Annotated in this window: 13 protein-coding genes; 3 read left to right on the top strand and 10 right to left on the bottom strand. The window is 62.2% G+C overall.

The genetic code is table 11. The annotated features are described in order from the left end of the window. Positions 1 to 105: 105 nt before the first annotated feature. Both AC3IR3_RS09330 and AC3IR3_RS09325 read left to right on the top strand, forming a co-directional pair. Positions 106 to 1,545, top strand: a complete 1,440-nt coding sequence (locus tag AC3IR3_RS09330) for a hypothetical protein (protein WP_489196601.1) — start codon at positions 106 to 108, stop codon at positions 1,543 to 1,545. 137 nt (positions 1,546 to 1,682) lie between these two features. Continuing rightward, positions 1,683 to 3,653: a hypothetical protein gene (locus AC3IR3_RS09325; protein WP_489196600.1), complete on the top strand. Its 1,971-nt coding sequence runs from the start codon at positions 1,683 to 1,685 to the stop codon at positions 3,651 to 3,653. 85 nt (positions 3,654 to 3,738) lie between these two features. On the opposite strand, the gene AC3IR3_RS09320 is transcribed toward AC3IR3_RS09325, so the two are convergent. Further along, the gene (locus tag AC3IR3_RS09320; RefSeq protein WP_489196599.1) at positions 3,739 to 6,255 is read right to left on the bottom strand and encodes an autotransporter family protein; all 2,517 of its coding nucleotides are present in this window, start codon (positions 6,253 to 6,255) and stop codon (positions 3,739 to 3,741) included. Positions 6,256 to 6,456: 201 nt separating this feature from the next. Beyond that, positions 6,457 to 9,030: an autotransporter family protein gene (locus AC3IR3_RS09315; protein ID WP_489196598.1), complete on the bottom strand. Its 2,574-nt coding sequence runs from the start codon at positions 9,028 to 9,030 to the stop codon at positions 6,457 to 6,459. A gap of 257 nt (positions 9,031 to 9,287) precedes the next feature. Here AC3IR3_RS09315 and AC3IR3_RS09310 point away from each other — a divergent pair, with 257 nt between their 5' ends. After that, complete coding sequence (locus AC3IR3_RS09310) at positions 9,288 to 9,554, top strand: cold-shock protein (RefSeq protein ID WP_489196900.1); 267 nt, start codon at positions 9,288 to 9,290, stop codon at positions 9,552 to 9,554. Here AC3IR3_RS09310 and AC3IR3_RS09305 read toward each other — a convergent pair. From AC3IR3_RS09305 to AC3IR3_RS09270, 8 genes are read right to left on the bottom strand one after another with little or no spacing between them, the layout of a single operon-like run. Beyond that, positions 9,460 to 10,650: a GNAT family N-acetyltransferase gene (locus AC3IR3_RS09305; protein WP_489196597.1), complete on the bottom strand. Its 1,191-nt coding sequence runs from the start codon at positions 10,648 to 10,650 to the stop codon at positions 9,460 to 9,462. The two genes, AC3IR3_RS09310 and AC3IR3_RS09305, sit on opposite strands and share 95 nt — an antisense overlap. After that, positions 10,647 to 12,194 carry an oligosaccharide flippase family protein gene (locus AC3IR3_RS09300; RefSeq protein WP_489196596.1) on the bottom strand — a complete coding sequence of 516 codons (1,548 nt, stop codon included), beginning with the start codon at positions 12,192 to 12,194 and terminating at the stop codon, positions 10,647 to 10,649. The genes AC3IR3_RS09305 and AC3IR3_RS09300 overlap by 4 nt, the downstream gene beginning before the upstream one ends. After that, a complete protein-coding gene (locus AC3IR3_RS09295; protein WP_489196595.1) occupies positions 12,191 to 13,843 on the bottom strand; it encodes a hypothetical protein in 1,653 nt (550 codons plus the stop codon). Before AC3IR3_RS09295 ends, AC3IR3_RS09300 begins: the two co-directional genes overlap by 4 nt. After that, positions 13,843 to 14,847 (bottom strand): UDP-glucose 4-epimerase GalE, encoded by a 1,005-nt coding sequence (gene galE / locus AC3IR3_RS09290; RefSeq protein WP_489196594.1) that lies wholly within the window; start codon positions 14,845 to 14,847, stop codon positions 13,843 to 13,845. Before galE ends, AC3IR3_RS09295 begins: the two co-directional genes overlap by 1 nt. After that, complete coding sequence (locus tag AC3IR3_RS09285; protein WP_489196593.1) at positions 14,844 to 15,677, bottom strand: alpha/beta fold hydrolase; 834 nt, start codon at positions 15,675 to 15,677, stop codon at positions 14,844 to 14,846. The genes galE and AC3IR3_RS09285 overlap by 4 nt, the downstream gene beginning before the upstream one ends. Further along, the gene (locus AC3IR3_RS09280; RefSeq protein WP_489196592.1) at positions 15,677 to 16,459 is read right to left on the bottom strand and encodes an alpha/beta fold hydrolase; all 783 of its coding nucleotides are present in this window, start codon (positions 16,457 to 16,459) and stop codon (positions 15,677 to 15,679) included. Before AC3IR3_RS09280 ends, AC3IR3_RS09285 begins: the two co-directional genes overlap by 1 nt. Beyond that, positions 16,456 to 17,787, bottom strand: coding sequence for an outer membrane beta-barrel protein (locus AC3IR3_RS09275; RefSeq protein ID WP_489196591.1), 1,332 nt, complete (start codon positions 17,785 to 17,787; stop codon positions 16,456 to 16,458). Before AC3IR3_RS09275 ends, AC3IR3_RS09280 begins: the two co-directional genes overlap by 4 nt. Before the next feature lie 53 nt (positions 17,788 to 17,840). After that, positions 17,841 to 18,623, bottom strand: a complete 783-nt coding sequence (locus tag AC3IR3_RS09270; protein ID WP_489196590.1) for a P-loop NTPase family protein — start codon at positions 18,621 to 18,623, stop codon at positions 17,841 to 17,843. Between the last annotated feature and the right edge of the window lie 2 nt (positions 18,624 to 18,625).

Raw genomic sequence — 18,625 nt, 5'->3', positions numbered from 1 at the left:
GTGCGGCCTCGCCACCGTTCAACGTGCGTCGGAACGAAACCAGAGGACGAGAAGATGCTGTCATCACGCTCCAAGAACCGCTTATCGTCACCCTCCGGAACCCCGATGCCGATCGACGCGGCCGCTACGGATATCGCTCCGCTTGCCTTACCCGTCCCCCGGATTCCAAGCATCGAAGCGCACGGCGGCATCAATCTGACCGACCTGGCCAATCCGACGATTGCCCTGCTGATCGGCCCGTATCAGTCATTCGACGTCGGCGACACGCTGGAAGTCCTCTGGGACGATCCGCCGGTATCGATCGGGACAGCCACTATCGAAGGCCACACCACCTTCGCGACCGTACCGATGACCAGCGCTGACATCCGGCGCGCAGGATCCGGCAACAAGAAGTGTCTGTACAACTTCTACCGTGCACGCCTTCCGGACCAGCCACTTCCTTCGCCGGAAATTTTCATCACTGTGAAGGTCGACGCACCGGGCAATCCGGAACTGGGCGGCTCGGACGTGAACCCCAGGCTCCTGGCACCGCAGGTCATTCCGGCAACGATCGACATGGCCCAGGCGGCAGCCGGCGTCGATGTCATTGTGCCGCCCTGGCCCAACATGGCCGTCGGGGACAAGCTGACCATCTTCTGGAGCGACAAGGTGAAGGTTGCCGTCGATCCCGCGGCACTGGTCGTCGGACAGCCCACCACCGTACACATTACGGAAGCGACGATCATCGAAGGTCTCGATAATCCCGCCCTGCCGGTCTACTACGACATCTTCGATATCGTCGACAACTGGTCGGAGTATTCGCTGGAGACGCCGGTCAACGTCTCCGCCAGTACCCGGCTTTTCGACCCGCCGTATCTCGCCGAAGCGCCGACCGGCGCCCTCAATGTTCCGGATCTCGGCGGACGACCGGGCACGGCCGTCGTTTATGTCAAGCAGACGGGTATCGTCGCCGGCGATACCGTGACGCTGTTCTGGAACGGACTGACCAGTGGCGGTGTCCCCACGCCGTTTCCCGTCCCGCCGCAGATCGTCGGCGCCACACCGACGCTGAACTTCGCGATTCCCAATGCCACGCTCGCCGCACTCGCCCAGGGCAGCGCCACCTTTTTCTACAAGGTCGAAGGACCGGGTGCCGTGCTCAAGGGCACATCGGGCATTGCCAGCCTGACTATTACCGGTCCGGTAGCGGGACAGTTGCGCCTTCCCATCGGCCCCTTCTGGCCAGCCATGGATATCGCCGGCAGGGTGGTCGTCGCAAGACTGACCGAGCCCTCGGTCGTCGTGATTCATACCGACGCGGACCAGCCCGCCTGGTCCGAATACCGGGCATGGCTGAAGTGTACGGGAGCTGCGGGCCGCACCTTCGAATCGCCGAAGCAGGACGCGAGCCCGCTGGTTCCGGTCAACACCTATGTGACCAAGGCATTCATCCAGAACGAGCTTGCCCTCGGTAATCACCTCGTCACCCTGACCTTCGTCGTCGAGAAAAAGCTCGACGGAAGCGGACGCCAGGAATCGCCTGCGATCGTAGCAACGCTTGCCTGACAGGCCGCGATTGCTTTGCGGACATCATTCGCTACGCGCCACGTGCCTTGCACGACGACGCGCAGCTCTCCCGCCCGGGCCACGACACGTTGCCTGCCGGCACTACACATCGTACGAATCTAAAAGAGGATACGGATATGGCAACAACCCCCCGAGCCACCCCGACCGTGGCCGCTCCGGTCATTCCCGCGGCGGCCCTCGCACCACTTCCTCCCTCTGGTACAGCAGACGGCCTGCTCAAGAAAGATCAGGAGCTCATCGACCTGGTGCTCACGGTTGCCATCACAAGTGGAGCAAGGCGCGACCGGCTTCAGCTGCTCGTGGATGGTGTGCCTGTGGGTGCCGCTGTCGTTATCAACGCACAGGGAGACCAGACGGTTTCCCTTACGTGGGCAGCACCGCGTCCCGAGCGGTCCGTGAGCCTCACGGCCAGACTCACACCCTACGCCAGCCCGGGAAACGCCTACACCAGCCCCGTCACTCCGGCGGCCGTCGATCTCCACTATGCAGGATCGCCCGATACCCTGCCCCCGCCCGCGGGTGTTCCACAGGAGGTTATCGACGGTCTGACCTCAAGCTGGTTCAACGCCACGAGAACTCAGGTCGAGGGCCTTATCGGGGCCTATGGTGGCAGCGATCCCATGTCCTATCCGGCACCGGGCGATGTCTTCATCGTGTTCATCAATGGTGTCGAACAAACACGGTCCGTGACGGCCGCCGAAGCATCCAATGTGAGACGGGTCGTCGTCGCCTGGACCCAGGTTCAGCTAACGGCCGCTTCGGTCGCCGCGGCGCCGGCAAAGAGGCTTAACCTTCAATACAAAGTGCTGGATCGCGCCGGAAATCTCTCCCCTCTTTCGGCCGAGTTCTACATCACCTCCTTCCTCGCCGAAGATCCGGGCGTGCTGGCACCGCCAACAGCCGCCGAACAGGAAAACGACGGCGCCATCATCGACGCCGAAGCCCGCCTGGGCGTCCACGTAAATATTCCGGCCAATGCCAGCGTATTGCAGGGTCAGTACGTCGCAGTGGTATGGGACGGAAAGGAACTCGGAAAAGTTGCGGTCCCGACGACCAACACCGCATTCCCCATCACGGTCTCTGCCGCCGAGGTGTTCCTCCGTGGCAGCGGCACGTTCAACATTACCTACAAGCTCTACAGCAGCGACCAGACGACCTTCCTGGGCGAATCGGGCACATACCAGGTCATCGTCAACCTCGACGCCGCGGGTGGCGGCGACCCGGATCCCGACCCGGAGACCCCGTGGAACGAAAGACTCCAGCCCGCCATCATCAATGGCGACAGCAGCGCGGAAGCGGACAACATCATTTCGGACGCCGACAAGGCAACGGGCACCACGGGCGCCACGGTCATCGTCCCATGGTTCAACACCGATACGCCCGCTGTGGATGCCTTCAAGGCTGGCGACATCATCACGATCAGACTGGGTAACAACCCGACGGCGACCACCTATACCGTTCTGGCTACGGATGTCGCGGTGAAGGCCGATCTGATCCTGAAGGTCACCCCCGCCGATCTCACCTCGTTTGCATTGAGCCCTTCCGTCGTACTGACGTACGTCGTGGAACGAAAGCTCGCGGTTCCACCGGGCGCATCCAATTTCGCCACCAGCCCGGACCAGACGGTCACCGTCAAGAGCAACGCCGAACTTCCCGGTGGCGGCACGCTCAGTTCGCCCACGCTCACCCCCGTGGCATTCTACGACCCGTTCTATGACGAATGGGTCGTCGGCATCAACGAGATCACCAAGGGCAACGGTACCGACGTCGTATTCGAACACTACAAGAACAAGACTGTGGGCGACATCATCGAAATCAGGTTCTCGTCGAGAGACGACTACGACTCGCCCATAACCGACCCGGTCGTCGTCGGTTCCGACACACCTATCCCGCCCTATTCCGTACCGGCAGGTGAAGTGAACGGCAGCTCGACGCTGCACATCCCGGCGGCGAGCCTGCTCGCACTGAATGCTCCGGCTTACGGCGGTTATGGTACCGGTTACATTCTGTTCTCCATAACAAACGCCGCCGGAACCACGCCGGGCACCAACGAGGTCATAATGGCGATCGATACAAGGCCCGCATAGAAAAAGGGCACGATAGAAAGGACAAGGATGTCCGATACGGAACGGTCGGCACGCCCCAGCGGAGCGTGCCGGCCGCATAACGGGGTCAGAAGTTGAACCGGAGTCCCGCGGTCAACGACCAGGCGCGCACGCCGAAGCTGGCGAACTGGTGCTCGTAGTTGCCTTCCCCGTAGACCGACAGACGACGCGTCAGCTGGCTGGTGATGCCCGCACCGACACGATAGCCGGTACCCACCTTCCCCGAGAAGAACCCTTGCTGGGCTTTCCATTCGGTACTGGAGACATTGATATCCGTCTGTCCGCCCCACGTCTTATTCAGATCGAAACGCGCGTAGGGAACGAAGCGCGACGTTCCACCGTAGCTGAGCAATGCGCCAACACGTCCTACGGTCTGACTGGCTGTCCCTAGGTTCGCAAGCAAGCCGTCCACATCGTGGATATCGTCGAAAGACAATGACTGCCGCTTCAACTGCACCTGAGGTTCGATGGTCCAGTTTCTGCCGAGCCCGATGGCGTAACCGGTTTCCACCGACGCTATCCAGCCTTTTGCCCGGACGGTAGCTACGTCGCTTCCGCGAGCATCGGTCCCCACGTCGCCGCGATACCGCGAACCGGCCACAACGGCATCGACGAAGAATCCGTTGTCCGCCTGCCACGTCATCCATGCACCGATGCCGCTGCTGGTATAACGCGCATGGCTGTCGCCATCGGCCGCATGCGGCGTAATACGCGTGGTGCCATGATCCAGCGCCCAGCCGGCGCGAAACGTACCGGCATCCGACATCGTCGAAATCACGCTGCCGCCGAGTTGCAGTGCATTGATCTGTTGATCGAAGTCGTAACCGAAACTGCTGAAGCCGACGTTCGTCGTATAACTTTGCTGACTGCCGATGTAACGCGCGAACACTTCGCCGCTGGTACCGTCCGGCGTTGGCGTCCCGCGGATATCCCCGAGGCGCCGGTGCAAGGTGTCGACCATCAGGTTCCCGTACGAGAGCAACGCGGTCGGCGCGACGATATAGGAAGGCACCTGAGGCACGATCTCCGGACGGAAGATCGGCGGCGGGTCGGGACGAACAGGCGGTACGCACGTACCCGTTACCTCACAGGGTTCCGGATCGGGTCCCGGCGGCTCGACGGGGCCGCCACAGTCGGTCTGGCAAACGTACTTATTGGCCAGACGATAGTCCCAGTTGAGCGTGCCGCCCTCCAGAAGATTTTGCGCCGGATGCGTCTGGCCCGGACCGAACACGGCCAGTTCGTAGCGCCACGGGCCGACGGCCACATAGGTTCCCTTGATTGCGAAAGCGTCCGCTCGCGACGAGCCTCCTACCTGGACGAGCGATATGCCCTCGTTCGCCTCGATCTGGCCGGTCTGGTTCAGATCGGTCAGCGCACCGACGCCCGCAGGCTTAACGTCGATCAGCGTCGTGCCCGTGCTGGTCACGTTTCCCTCGATCAACAAACGATCGGTATGCTGATCGCTCAGCGCACCGCCGGCGTTGAGTTCGGTTTCCAGGCCAAGCGTACCGCCGTTGCCCGAAAAATCGTGCGCGACACGCAGCGTGCGATCGATACCGGGCACGAAATGAACGAGGCTGGTGTCGTTGAGGTCGAACGAGCCAAGCACGCGCGTGGAGTCCGCCAGGGTCAACGTCGAGCCGCCGCTCAGCGACACATTGCGCACGCCGTCCAGATGGCCGGTCCATTGGGCCTGGTTGCGCATGGTCAGGTCGGCGACGCTGGCGGCATCGGCAAACACATCCCCCGTCAATACGCTGTTATCCACGGTCAGATACGCCGTGCTGCCGTCGGCAACCTCAAGCAGACGACCATTACCGCCACTCAGCGACGAGCCATTGGCCACCGTGATGTTGGCCGTTATCACCGGAATATCCGGATCCTCGAAAATCTTGTTGACGAGGATCGCGGAACCGGTACTGCCTGTGACGCTCGAACGATCGATCAGGAGCGTCGCCGAATAGTCGATACCCTCGAAGGTGTCCGCAAAAATGCGCGCGCCATTCCGGTCGCCGGTGATCGTACTGCCATCGGTCACCCTCGTCGTTCCCCCGAGAAGGCTCAGACCCGTACCCGAAAGATCGCTACCGTCGTCGCGGCCCAAAAGCGTCGTGCGTGCAAGCGACAGGTCGGCACCCGCCACGACAAAGGCACCGCCGTTGCCCGCCAGAACGCTATCGGTAACGGTGACCCGCGACGTACTGTCCACGGCGTGCGCTCCACCCGCCGAAAGGTACAACGCGACGCCCTGTGCATCCATCGTCGTATGAGCCAAGCTGAGTACGCTGTCGCGCGCGTCGATGCCCGCGCCCAGGGGGGCGGAGATCGTACTGTCGGCGATACTCCCTGTGCTATCGAACAACCTGATGACGGGAAATCCCGAATGCGCCAGGTCGTTTCCATAGACCGTGGCGCCCGCCATGGTAAGCGTCGATGCATCGATCGTGACCTGGTGGGTCTGCCCTCCGGTCGACACATCGAGGACGCCTCCATTGATAACGTCATAAGACTCGGTCGGCGTGGCATCCGTTACGTTTTCAGTACGATTGTCGACCACGATCGGCGCGGTCTGGGCATGCAACGGCGGTATCGCCGCGTATGCAAGAACAACGGAGGAATACAGGAGTCCCCGCCGGAATGGTCCCGTTTTGTCCGTCCTGTCCGCTGAGGTGACGCGACGCTTCCCCATACCGACCTCCGCTTGTGCCAGCGGCCAGCCCGCCGGCCCCAGCATCGGCCAATGAAAAAACTATTCACATCGACCATCGGTTGTAGGCGCGTCTCAGAAGGTCATGCGAATACCGAGATTGGCCGACCATCCGCGCACGCCGAAGCGGCCGAACTGATGCTCGTAATTGCCTTCTCCGTAAAGCGAAAGCCGGCGCGTCAGCTGACTGGTGACACCCGCGCCGACGCGGTAGCCCGTACCGCCCTTGCCAGACTTGAAGGTATCGGAGGACTTCCATCCCTCGCTCGCCACATCGATACGACCGGTGCCACCAAAGAACGCATTCAGGTCGAGACGCATATATGGCGAAAATCGCGGATTGCCGTGATGCTTCAGCAGTGCGCCCGCCCGCGCCACGGTACGCGAGGTTCGTTCCACGCGCGTATCCAGTCCATCCACATCGCGGATGTCGTCGAAGCTCAACGTCTGCCGCTTGACCTGAAGCTGCGGTTCGAGAGTCCAGTTTTCGTTCAGTGCGAACGGATAGCCCGTTTCGATCGACGCCGTCCAGCCCTTGGCGCGCAAAGTCGCCACGTCGCTGCCGCGCAGGTCCGTACTGACGTCGCCGCGATAGCGCGACCCGGCCACAACGGCATCGACGTAGAACCCGTTGTCCGCCTGCCAGGTCAGCCATGCGCCGACGCCGTTGCTCGTATATTTCGAGCGGCTCGCGCCGTCGGCTGCATTCGGTGTGACGCGCGTCGTACCGTGATCGACCGCCCAACCGGCGCGCAACGTACCGCGATCGGCGTTGTACGAAATAATGCTGCCGCCAATCTGCAGCGCATTGCTCTGCTGATCGAAGTTATAACCGTAGTCCTTGAAGGCCACGTTCGACGTATATTTCTGCTGTGCGCCCACGTAGCGAGCGAACACTTCGCCGCCCAGGCCATCGGCCGGACTCTTCTCGCGAATATCGCCCAGCCGCTGATGCAACGTGTCGACCATGAGGTTGCCGTAGTTCATCAGCGCCGTGGAGGCGACGATGTACGAGGGCACCTGCGGCACGACCGCGGGGCGCGTGCCGGGATCTACCGGATCGACAGGGTCTACCGGATCGACAGGGTCGACAGGGTCGCAATCGTTCTCGCAGACGTACTTATTGCCAAGGCGGTAATCCCAGTTCAGGGCACCGCCTTCCAGCAGGTTCTGCGACGGATCGGTTTCCCCCGGACCGAATGCCTTCAGGTCGTACTGCCACGGACCGACGGCCACATAACCGCCCTTCAGTGCAAACGCATCGGCGCGCGACGCACCACCTACCTGCACCAGCGAAATACCTTCGTTCGCTTCGATCGTACCGTTCCGGTTCGCATCGGTAAGCGCACCCGAACCGACAGGCGTTACGTCGATCAGCGTGGTACCCGTGGTCGTTACATTGCCTTCGATCAGCAGGCGATCGGTATGCTGGCTGCCGAGCGGACCTCCTGCATTGAGTTCGGTTTGCAGACCGACAACGCCACCGCTACCCGAGAAGTCGCCGGCCACATGAAGCGAATGATCCATGCCCGGCGTGAAGTTCACCGTGCCGCCACTGAGGCCGAAGTTATTCACCCGGGTCGATTCGAGCAGGGTCAGCTGCGCGCCCGTGTCGACAGCGACATCGTTCACGCTGGTCAGGCGACCGGTCAGACTGGCGTTGTTCCGCAGCGTGACATTGGCGATGCTGTCGGCGTCCGCCACGATGTCGCCGGCGAGCGTACTCGCATCGACCGTAAGATTGGCCGTATTGCCCTGCGCCACTTCGACAAGGCGACCGTTGCCAGCCTTGAGCGTGGACCCATTGGCAATAAGGATGTTGGCCGTGATGAGCGGAACATCCGGATCGGACACCGCCTTGTTAACCAGAATCGCGCTTCCCGCTATGCCTTCGACCGTCGAGTTATCGATCGTCACATCGGCGACGTACTCGGGGCCTGTGTAAAGATCGGCATACATCCTTATGCCATTCCTGTCGCCCGTCACCGTACTGCCATCGGTAATGGCGGCGGTGCCGCCGAGCAGGCTGATGCCTACGCCGGAGAACTCCGTGCCGTTATCGCGTCCCAGGACGCTGGTACGCGCCAGGGTCAGTTCGCTGCCAAGGTTTACGAGCACGCCTTGCGAGCCCGACAGCGCACTATCCAGCACATCCACCCGCGACGTGCTGTCCCCATGGGGCTGGCCCGGCGAAAGGAGAAGCGCACCGTCCAGTGCATCGATTGTCGAGCCCTCAATGCGCAAGGTACTGTCGCGGACATTGATACCCGTGCCCGTCGACGCATAAATCGCACTGCTGCGGATCGTGCCGGTACTATTATTTTCAAGGAATATCGCGGCCGATGTTCTGTTCGGTTCGACCGAACCGTAGAGCGCCGCCCCGGTCATATCGAGCGTGGAACCATCGAGCTGGGCCGAAAAGAGCACCGCGCCCGGCTGCACGGTGAGCACGCCGTTAGCGGTCACATAGTAGGAGTGAAGATCGCTGTTTTCGGTAACGACTTCCTCACGACCTTCGACCGGGATCGCCTGTGCGCTGGCAAGGTCGGCGCCAGTCCATGCAAATACCGCCTGCAACGAAAGGACCGTACCCCGGGCAACCCTGCCCTTTTTGGGCATCCGGCCCCGAACGCTGTAATGCGTAGTCATGAACTGATCTCTGTGTAGGTGTCGACCGCCTATTCCAGCCGCGGTCACCTACTCAGAACATCGATGAAATCTTAGATGCCCTACGTATTTCACCTTTTTGTCGCAAAAAGCAGGCAAATGTAAGATTTTTGTTCATCACCTACAACGAACGTTCTATTGCAACAACGCGATGGAATACGAATTATTCGCCCACAGGGGGTGGACACGTTTTCGGCAACCCGTGCACAGAAGCGGCATACCGGCAGGCGGAGATCACCATGACGGCAGGTATCGTGGGTTACTACAACAGGCGAAAGGGATACGGGTTCATCCGGCCCGACGACGGAGAGCCCGAGGTCATCGTCGAAGAAAAGGAAATCCACGCGTTCGAACGCATCTTCGGACGTGGCCGTTTCCGACTGGGCAGAGGCGTACGGGTGGAATTCGAGTTCATGCCCGTCTTGCGCGGACGGCGCGCAGGCAAGCTGAGGCTATATCGTGAAAGCGAAACGCCCCCACCCAGCCGGGAGCCTGCTTTCTCCTGATGCGACGCATGCGACGATAAAACCAGCGTAGCGGCGCGACGATGCGGAAGCATGTCGTGGCACGGATGCCCCGCACGATATATAGCGATCCGCATGCCGCGCTGTCCGTCGCGAGCACGCGTTTGTACTGGTTGTCGCCGTAACCGAAGTCGACGGTTTCTCCAGGGTAGCGTTGCATCAGGTCGCAGATGGCCTGGAATACCAGCGCCGAACCGACGCCGATCGATGCGAACGCCTCGTCGTAGCCCGTATCGTCCAGTACATAACGGCCACCGATGCGATAGCCATGGACATAGGCGATCGCGCGGTCGTCCTTCATCAGCAAATGCCCCACCAACTGACCCTGTCTTGCCAACCGCGCAAACAGCTGGCGACGCGCGGAGCCGTTCCAGTCGATCGGGGCTTCCCTGGCATGCCAGCTCTTTGCGTATACATCGTTCAGCAGGCGTGCGTACCCATCGACCTGGTCAGCCATATCGACGGTTAGCATATGCGCGCCATCGCCGAGCTTTTTGTACATGCCTCGCAGCCGGCGCGTGAGGTCTCCACGGCGTTTCGCGTCCATCGTCGCCAACCATGCGGCGGGCGACGACTGCGGCGCGATCGACCATTGCACCTGATCCAGCAAATTCGTCGCCACCGTGTCGAAACCCCTCCCGCTTCGCACCAGTGCAAGAGCGAGCGTACTGGGAAGATTTGCCTCTTGAATGCGCACGACGCGTACCCTGCGTTCGTCGCCAAGCGCGCGGGCGACCACCGCATCGACCATGGCGCGATCGCGCTGCCGGGCTACGACACCCGAACCCAGCAGACGCAAAGCATGTCCACGGTAAATCGATACGTGGCGGCGACCGAACGCGACGCGCGCATGATGGTGCTGGGCCAGAAAGGGTGCATAGCCGATGACGGCGCCTTCGTCGTCGGTCACCACGACAACGAAGGCAGTTGCTTCGCGGCGCGTATCCAGTTCGAACAGTATCCAGTCCGGGTGTTGCACGATGCCGGATGCCGCGCCCGGCCATTCGGCCAGCGTCGCCAGCGGGTCGCGCATCGATCGCAGCGATTCCGTATCGGCCAGTACGCGGCAGACCGTCATGACTGCGCCCTGGCGCTGGCCGGCTGCAATACCGCCAGTCCGCGCAACAGCCAGCGGCCGGGAGCACCCAGGCGATTGGCAATGGCGCCGATCAACCGGTAGTCGTCGTCGTTCCAATAGCGGATGAGTACGCTTGCAGGCATATAAATACCCACGAAGATCGCGACACCCGCGACGAACGCATAACGTCCCGGCAGTGCTTCGGTCACCGCCCACGCCACGGCCGTCGCACCCAGACCCACCGCGAACAGTCTGGCCATCGGACGCACTGGCAGACCACCCGTCGTGGCGCGTCGCAGGTAATACACGGCCAGTCCGAGTTCGGTCAGCCGCGTACCCGCATACGTCAGCACCGCGCCGGTCAGGCCGAACGCCGGCACGAGTGCAATGCCGAGCACCGCGTTGGCGATAAGTGCTATCACGGAGAGGCGTACGCGATCCGCCTGGCGGTCCACCACCGTCTGGAATGCCGTAATGCCGTTGACGATCAGGAGCAGCCCGGACAGCACGAGTGTCGCTTCGATCGCGGGAATCGCCTCGACATAGCGCGTGCCGTACATCAGTCGTACCAGATCCGGCGTCGTTATCACGCCAAGCCCCGCGATGGCGATGCCGGTAGCCCAGTAAAACCGGGTGGCTTCGGAAAGAAAACGTGCGGCATGCTCCTGCCCCCGCTCGCCATAGGAACGCGCCATGTACGGAAGCAAGGTCGATGTGAGACCCACGGAGAAAAGTTGTACCGCGCCACGGGTCAGTGTTGCCGCAATGGCGAAAAAACCCACCGCTGTGGACGTGGCGAACGTATTGAGCAGGAACACTTCGATCGTACTGGCCTTGAACGATCCCATCAGCACGAGGACCGCGGTCAGGCGCAGGTGCTTGCCGAGCCGCGCGTCGATCTCCGCTGGTATCGGACCGGCGGCATAGGGACGGCAGTAACGCCGATAGGCGATCCGGTTGATCAGGTTCAACAGCAAGCAAGCCACGGCAAACAGACCGACGAAGGCAAGCAGCTGCGCATGGGCAAGCGTCGCGGCAACGATCAGTCCGACGCCAAGGATGCCGGCCACGACCGTTGCGATTGCTTCGGGCTCGAAGTGCTCCTGGCCTTTTTCGATGGCGACAAGCATCGCGTAGTTGGCTTTAGCGACGACGGCCACGACGACAAGTACTGTCACGGGCAACAGGAATGCCTGCCACTCGGTCGGACGTAGCCAGGCGGTGACGAGAAGGAACAGGCCGACAACGACGAGCGAACTCAGGTTCTGCATGCGCCCCAGGCGATGGGCGATATGCGACGCGACGTCGGGCTGCCCCGCCCCTTCGGCCTCGGCGATGAACTTCGTCGACGACGTCGTAAGCGCATGGTTACTGCACACGAGAAGCCAGCTGCAAAGCCAGACGGTGAACGCATAGCGTCCGAAATCGGCCGGGCCGAGCGCGCGTGCTATCCAAACGCTGACGAGCAGGCCCAACGCGTACTCGATATACGTCGATACCGAGACGATGGTCACGCTGCGCAGCACGGCGAGACGGCGGTTCATGGCGACGATCCATACAGGCGCGACGAAAACGCCGACGTCTCGCCCGCACCGCTGCCGGGCTTCTGCCGCATCATCCATTGCGCCGCGCCTGCGCCGCGGTTGTTCCAGTTGAAGCGACGCAACGTGTCGCCGATAGCGGCGCATGCTGTCGCGTACGACGTCGACAGCGATTCGAAACGGCGCTTCAGCGCGGCGCTCTGCACCGGATCGCGCTCGAAATAATACGCGGCGGCGACGGGCAGCCCCAGTTCGACCGTATGGGCATCGCTGTACCAGCCTTCCGACTCCTGTATAGCCGTCAATGCCTTCGCACTCGCATGCGACGACGACCAGTACCATGCGATCTGACCGCGCGGACCCGAGCAGCTATTGCGCCAGTCGTGCGGACTGACCAGCAGGTCCGGCGCGATCCATCCGTAACGCTCCAGATAGCGTCCATAGCCCGTGACCATGCCCGGAATGCGCGGATCGCCGGTCGCGAGCCATGCATGCCACAAGCCGTCGACGATGTTCTCGCTCATCCACGGCGACGCGCCGCGCAGGTCGGTCGCGGCGTGATACGTGTCGTTCTCGTGGACATCCCAGCTGTTACGCCAGGAACCGTCGTCGCCGAGACCGTCCGGATTCTTGCGCTGGTGATCGTAGAGCCAGCCGATGCGATCGTATATACGTTCGCGATAGCGCGGGTCGCCCGTCAGCTCGAACGCAGCCACGGTTTCCAGCAGACCGAGGCCGGCAAGACGCTCCGTGAAGTAGTCCGATGGCGCGCGATAGGGACCGGCGCGCGGATTCCAGCCGCCGTTTTCCCACAGCGTCATCATGTGGTCCACGGTTTGCGTGTCGTGCATGCTGTCGTCGCCGGTCAGCGCTACCGCCAGCAGGATCGGCTCGACATAGACGTATTTCACGTCGCAGGGTTTATCGCCGTAGGTCCAGCCGCCCGCGCATGACGGACTCAACGGCAGCCCGTCCCGGCGGATACCGCTCATGTAGTAGCGGTAACTGGCCTCGGCCGCCTGGAGATAATCGTATCGCCCGGTGCGGACGTACGCTTTGAACAGCGTCGACGGGCGATCGAAAAGCCATGCCGTGGGATCGGTTCGCGGGAGCTTCTTCGCCCACGCGAACTGGGCGGAAACGTATGCCGCATACGGCTCGTCGGCGCGGGCCGGTATCTGCGGCCCCGCGATCAGCGACGCACACAGCCAGTTCGCGGTCAGGGTGGCCAGCGCGGCGGGCAGCTTGCCGTCTTTTCCGCCATCGACCAGCCCTTGCGCGTATGGCCAGCCTTTCGCCTCGAGGGTGCGTGGCGTGCCCATCGCGAAGTAGTAACTACGCTCCGGGCTATCCATGCGGGTGCGGAACTGCACGCGCACGGCGCGGATGCTGTCCTCTTTGTCGTGCCAGCGCAGCGTCGACTCAACGGCCGAAGCCACCTCGTTACCTTGCGGATCGACAATGCGCAGGAGATGGCTATCGCGCAGTTGCCCCGGGGCGAACGGTATGCCGACGGATACCGGAAGTTCCGTCTCGCTACCGGCATTCCGGTGCACGACGATACGCTGATCGGGCACGACGACACCGGCTGTCGCCGACATCGTCATGCAAGCACACAGGACTATCAGGAGCAGCGCGGGATAACGAGGCATCACGCCACCGAAGCGATGGGTTCGGCCAGATCCAGTAACCGGTGTTCCCAGGCCAACGCGGTACCTACGATGATGTCGAGGTCGTCGTAACGCGGCTGCCAGCCAAGTACCTGCTTCAGGCGCTCGCTCCGCGCGATGAGCATCGGCAGGTCGCCGGGCCGACGCGGCAGCTCCAGCACATTGAGCGGCCGGCCTCCGAGCCGTTGCACGGCCTCGATCACCTGGCGAACGCTGTAACCGTGCCCGTAGCCACAGTTGAGCGTCACGGATGCGCCGTCATTCCTGAGATGATCGAGCGAGCGCAGATGCGCATTGGCCAGATCTTCAACGTGGATGAAGTCGCGGATGCCGGTGCCGTCGGGCGTGTCATAATCCGTACCGAAAATGGAAACGCTCGCGCGCTTGCCCACCGAATGTTCGCAGACCACCTTGACCAGCAGTGTCGCCTGCGGCGTCGAATGCCCGATACGGCCCAGCGGATCGCATCCGGCGACATTGAAATAGCGCAGGATCACATGACGCATGGCACCCGTTGCACAGTGATCCCGAAGCATCGTCTCGGACATCAGCTTCGATGTGCCATAGGGGTTGATGGGCCGGGTCGGCGTGTCTTCGTCGGCGCTGCCTTCGTCGGTCAGCCCGTAGACGGCGGCCGTGGACGAAAAGATGAACTTATCGACGCCCGCATCGGCGCATGCCGCGAGAAGATTACGCGTATTGCAGGTATTGTTGCCGTAGTAGCGCAACGGATCGGCCACCGAGTCGGGCACGACGGTATGCGCGGCGAAATGCATGACGGCATCGACAGCGTTCTCCGCGATAACGCGGGTCATCAAAGACATGTCGCCGACGTTGCCGACAATCAGTTCGGCGCCGCGCACGGCCTCCCGGAACCCCGTCGAAAGATTGTCCACCACCACGACCCGGTCGCCACGCGCGACCAGTTGCTGAACGACATGGCTGCCGATATAGCCGGCGCCACCGGTGACGAGAACGGTAGTCATGAGGATGTACCCACGGCGGGAACGGGGAAATTACGGGACAGCCATTGCTCGATACGTTCGACGAGACGGTGGCGGTCGCCAGTGAGAATGTAGGTATGGTCGCTTTCGCGGACAAAGGTGGTCGTGACGCGCGCATCCGACATCACCGGACCGAAGCATTCGCGAAACTGTCTGCGGTGATTGAAGTAGTTGCTGATACCGCCGCTGTAGATAAGGAAGATCTTCATGCCGCGCGCAACCATGTCGATGAAGTCGGCACGTACGACGTCGCGCGGCGAAGGCGCCACTGCGAAGACGGGGTCAGGATCTTTCTGTCTATCCGTGGCAGCCTGCGAACCGCGGATAAGCACGCGACGCCAGCGCGCCAGATCGAAAATTTTCGGAACGTAGTAGCGAACCCGGTAACCGATCGTGCGATAGGCGTAACCGTCGAGGAATATCGCACCGGCCACCTTGGGGTCCGTGCACGCGACGATGTGCGCGTTCTGCGCGCCCGAACAAAGACCCATCAGTACGAAGCGCGTGCATCCGGCTTCCTCGGCCAGCAGACGCATGGCGTCGTCCACATCGGCGCATACCTGCTCCTGTTTCGTCTGCGACTGGCCGCTGGAACTGCTGTCGCCCACGGTGGACAGGTCGAAGCGCAGCGTCGCATAACCCAGCGCATTGAGACGGCGGGTCAGGTCCACATGCAACCGAAACGGACCGATGCGATGGACCAGACCGGCATTGAGCAACACCACGCCCGTCTCGCTGGCTATCGCGGCGGGTATGCCCGCAATGCCGACGAGATGACTTGCCCGGCCGAACCGGAATGCCCGCTCGTGCATCAGTGTGTCCCTCGCACGTGGCCGGTGACTGTCTGGATCAGGGGACGGGACAGGATCGCCACTTCCAGCCGGTCGAGATCGTCCCAGGGCGTGGCGGGTTCGAGCACGCGCACCATGCTCTCGTCGCCGACCAGGCGACCCCAGCAGTGCGGCGATGCGTCCACCAGGGAATCCAGCACCATGGTGGGCGCTGCCGCCGCCTCGAGTCGCAGTTCGTCCAGCTGGCAACGCAATCGTGTCGTTGTCGCGAATCCGATCCACTGCCCGGCCACATCGCTTTCGCTGCGCGGCGACATGAAGCGGCGCGAATCGGTGCGTAGCGATTTCTGCAAGGCATCCATCCGCGCGACGTAAACGCTGCCGTCGAGTACCGGGTCCCACGCGAGAATGTTGCTGAAACGCGCTTCCGCGGAGGCAGCTACCGCGATGCTGCCGCCAAGACGCGCACCGAACGCCACGATGCGATCGATTTCCGCGCGCTCGCGCAGTTCATTGGCGGCTTCCACCGTATCGTCGACGCAGCGGTCCCAGTCGATATCTTCGCTGTCCCCCGCCGAATCGCCGGTACCGAAATAGTCGAACCGAAGCACGGGCGTACCGTCGGCCGCCAGCGCGTTGGCCAGCTGGCGATAGATTCTGTGGCAACGGATATGGTCCTGACCCAACGGTGCGCACAACAGAACGGCATGCGAGGCCGGGGCCTCTACCGGATGGAACAGCCCGAACAGTTCCCGGTTCGCACCGAAGTACAACGGCAACTCAGGGGTCGGGCGCGCGCTCATCGGCGATACACCACGCCGACGAATATCTGGGTTTCGCGATAGCTCTGATCGGTGGCGTTACTGTTGCGCCGTTCGCGGCTCACCGACGCGTGCCAGCTCCAGTGCCGGTTCCACTGCTGACTGAGGTCCGCGCCGAACCGGATCGTATTGTCGCGCCGGGCCAGGGTCTGGTATTGCAGCCGTTCGCCCACGCCGAACAGGGAAAGCGTCATGGTGGGACTGACCCGGTAGCCGACGCTGAGGCTGACGTCCTTGCCGACCTGATCGAAGGTCGGGTCGTTGAGATAGTGCAGCTTGCGATACGCGGGCTGGATCGTGAAGGTCAGACGGTCGGATCGCCAGTTGTAACTGACCTGCGCGCGACGCTCCAGATAGACCTGCGAATTGATGACCGCGTTACCCGTGCCAATACCTCCGGCACTCCCGCCGAGACCACTGCTGGTCAAGGTCGAGTCGGCCAGGGAAGCACTGGGATTGAGCATCATGTCCTGCGCCGCGTCCGCGTACTGATAAGCGCCACTGACCGTAAACGTGCTGCGGGTGGTGGGGCGCCAGTCGATGGACACGCGCGCAAGCGGACTGGAATCGCTGGGCGAATGATCGAAGTTCAGTTGCGATCCGCCGACGAGTACGTCGGCGTCGAATCGGGCCAGCGTGCTGGTATACCGAACATACGCCTCGTTGCGGTCGTAGTTCGAATTCGTCGCGGTGTTGCTGGTGAAGTTCACGCGCTGAGTTTCGACATTGACCGACAGCTGGTCCGTCGGGTTCAGATCGCGGAACAGGCGAAGTGCCGCGACACCGCGCGACGAATTGAACTCGTCGACCTTCGACGCGTAGCTGTTTATATAGCGCAATTCCGCCTGGCCCCGAAATGAGTCGCCCATACGAAAATGCAGGGTCGGTCCGACGGCGAGCACATTGGTCTGCTGCTGGTTGCCCGGCGAATTGCTTGCCAGCGAATCGACGGGCTGAACGCCCGCATAGTCCTCGACCGTAAGATCCAGACGCTGCGGAAGCACGGTCCAGTTGGCCTGCCCGGCGACCTGGGTCTGCGTCTGGTTGTCGAACTTGCCGCCCAGATAATCGTTGTACTGAAGCGTACCGAGCACATTCGCCTGGATCTTCGATCCGGTTTCCGTGTACGTGAAATCCATCCCCGGCGTGAACACGTTCTCGGAGATGGGATTATTCGTGCTCAAGGCGATGTTGTTGCTGTGCTCGATACCGGCATACAGGTTGTAGTCGAACTTCCCCGCCCATACCGCGCCGGGCAGCGCGGCCAGCGCGAGCGCGACGGCCCGGGCGATCCTGTTGGAAACCGGCATATGCCCTCCCCCCGCTTTAATACCCCTGTATGCGCACCGGTGAACGACGCGCTTCAGGGGGTCTGGTTGAACACCACGCCGGCAAGTTTGTCCGGTTCGAAGTTCGCGACTGCCTGGCTGATAGCCGCCGGCGTGTCGCGTCCGTATCCCGCCACCACGATCACGTAATCGGCCAGGTCGGAAAGGATGCGCGCATCCGGCGACCCCTTTACCGAGGGACCATCGAGAAACAGGTAACGATCCGCATACCGGCAACGCAACGAGTCGACCACCGTACGCATGCGGAAAGACGAGAAGTACTCTCCGCTGTTCTCGCGCGACTTACCGGCGGGAATCAGGCGCAGGCGAGGAATGCCCGTGCGGTAAAGAATCGGCTCGATGCCGATCGACGGATGTTCGAGGAAATCGATAAGGCCGCCATTGTCCGGATCGACGCCCAACGACTTATGTTGATCCGGATAACGCAGATTGCAGTCGATCAGCAGGCTGGTCTTCGCTTCGTCGAAAGCAAAAGCGGCAGCGAGATTCCTGGCCACGAAGCTGCCACCCGAGCGCGGGCTGACCGACACCACCAGCGTGACGAAGTTGTGCTGCCCCGCCAGCCCGAGAAGGCGCGTACGGATACCGCGAAACGCGTCGGACTGCTGACGAACGGATTCTTCGCGATGAATCATCCTCCGCTGTTCGAGCTGGAAGGGCGCAAGCGCCCCGCCCGTTTCGCTCATGCGGGCGATGGAGTGACCGGTGGAGGTGCGTTCCCCCGTGCGGATGGCGGCGGATTCGAGTACGTCGCCGATCCGTGCCGATGAGGATGCATGGTTCTCGTGAGTGGACATGG

The organism is Luteibacter sp. GL_149, assembly GCF_057834065.1.
This window is presented reverse-complemented; position numbering and strand designations above follow the sequence as displayed.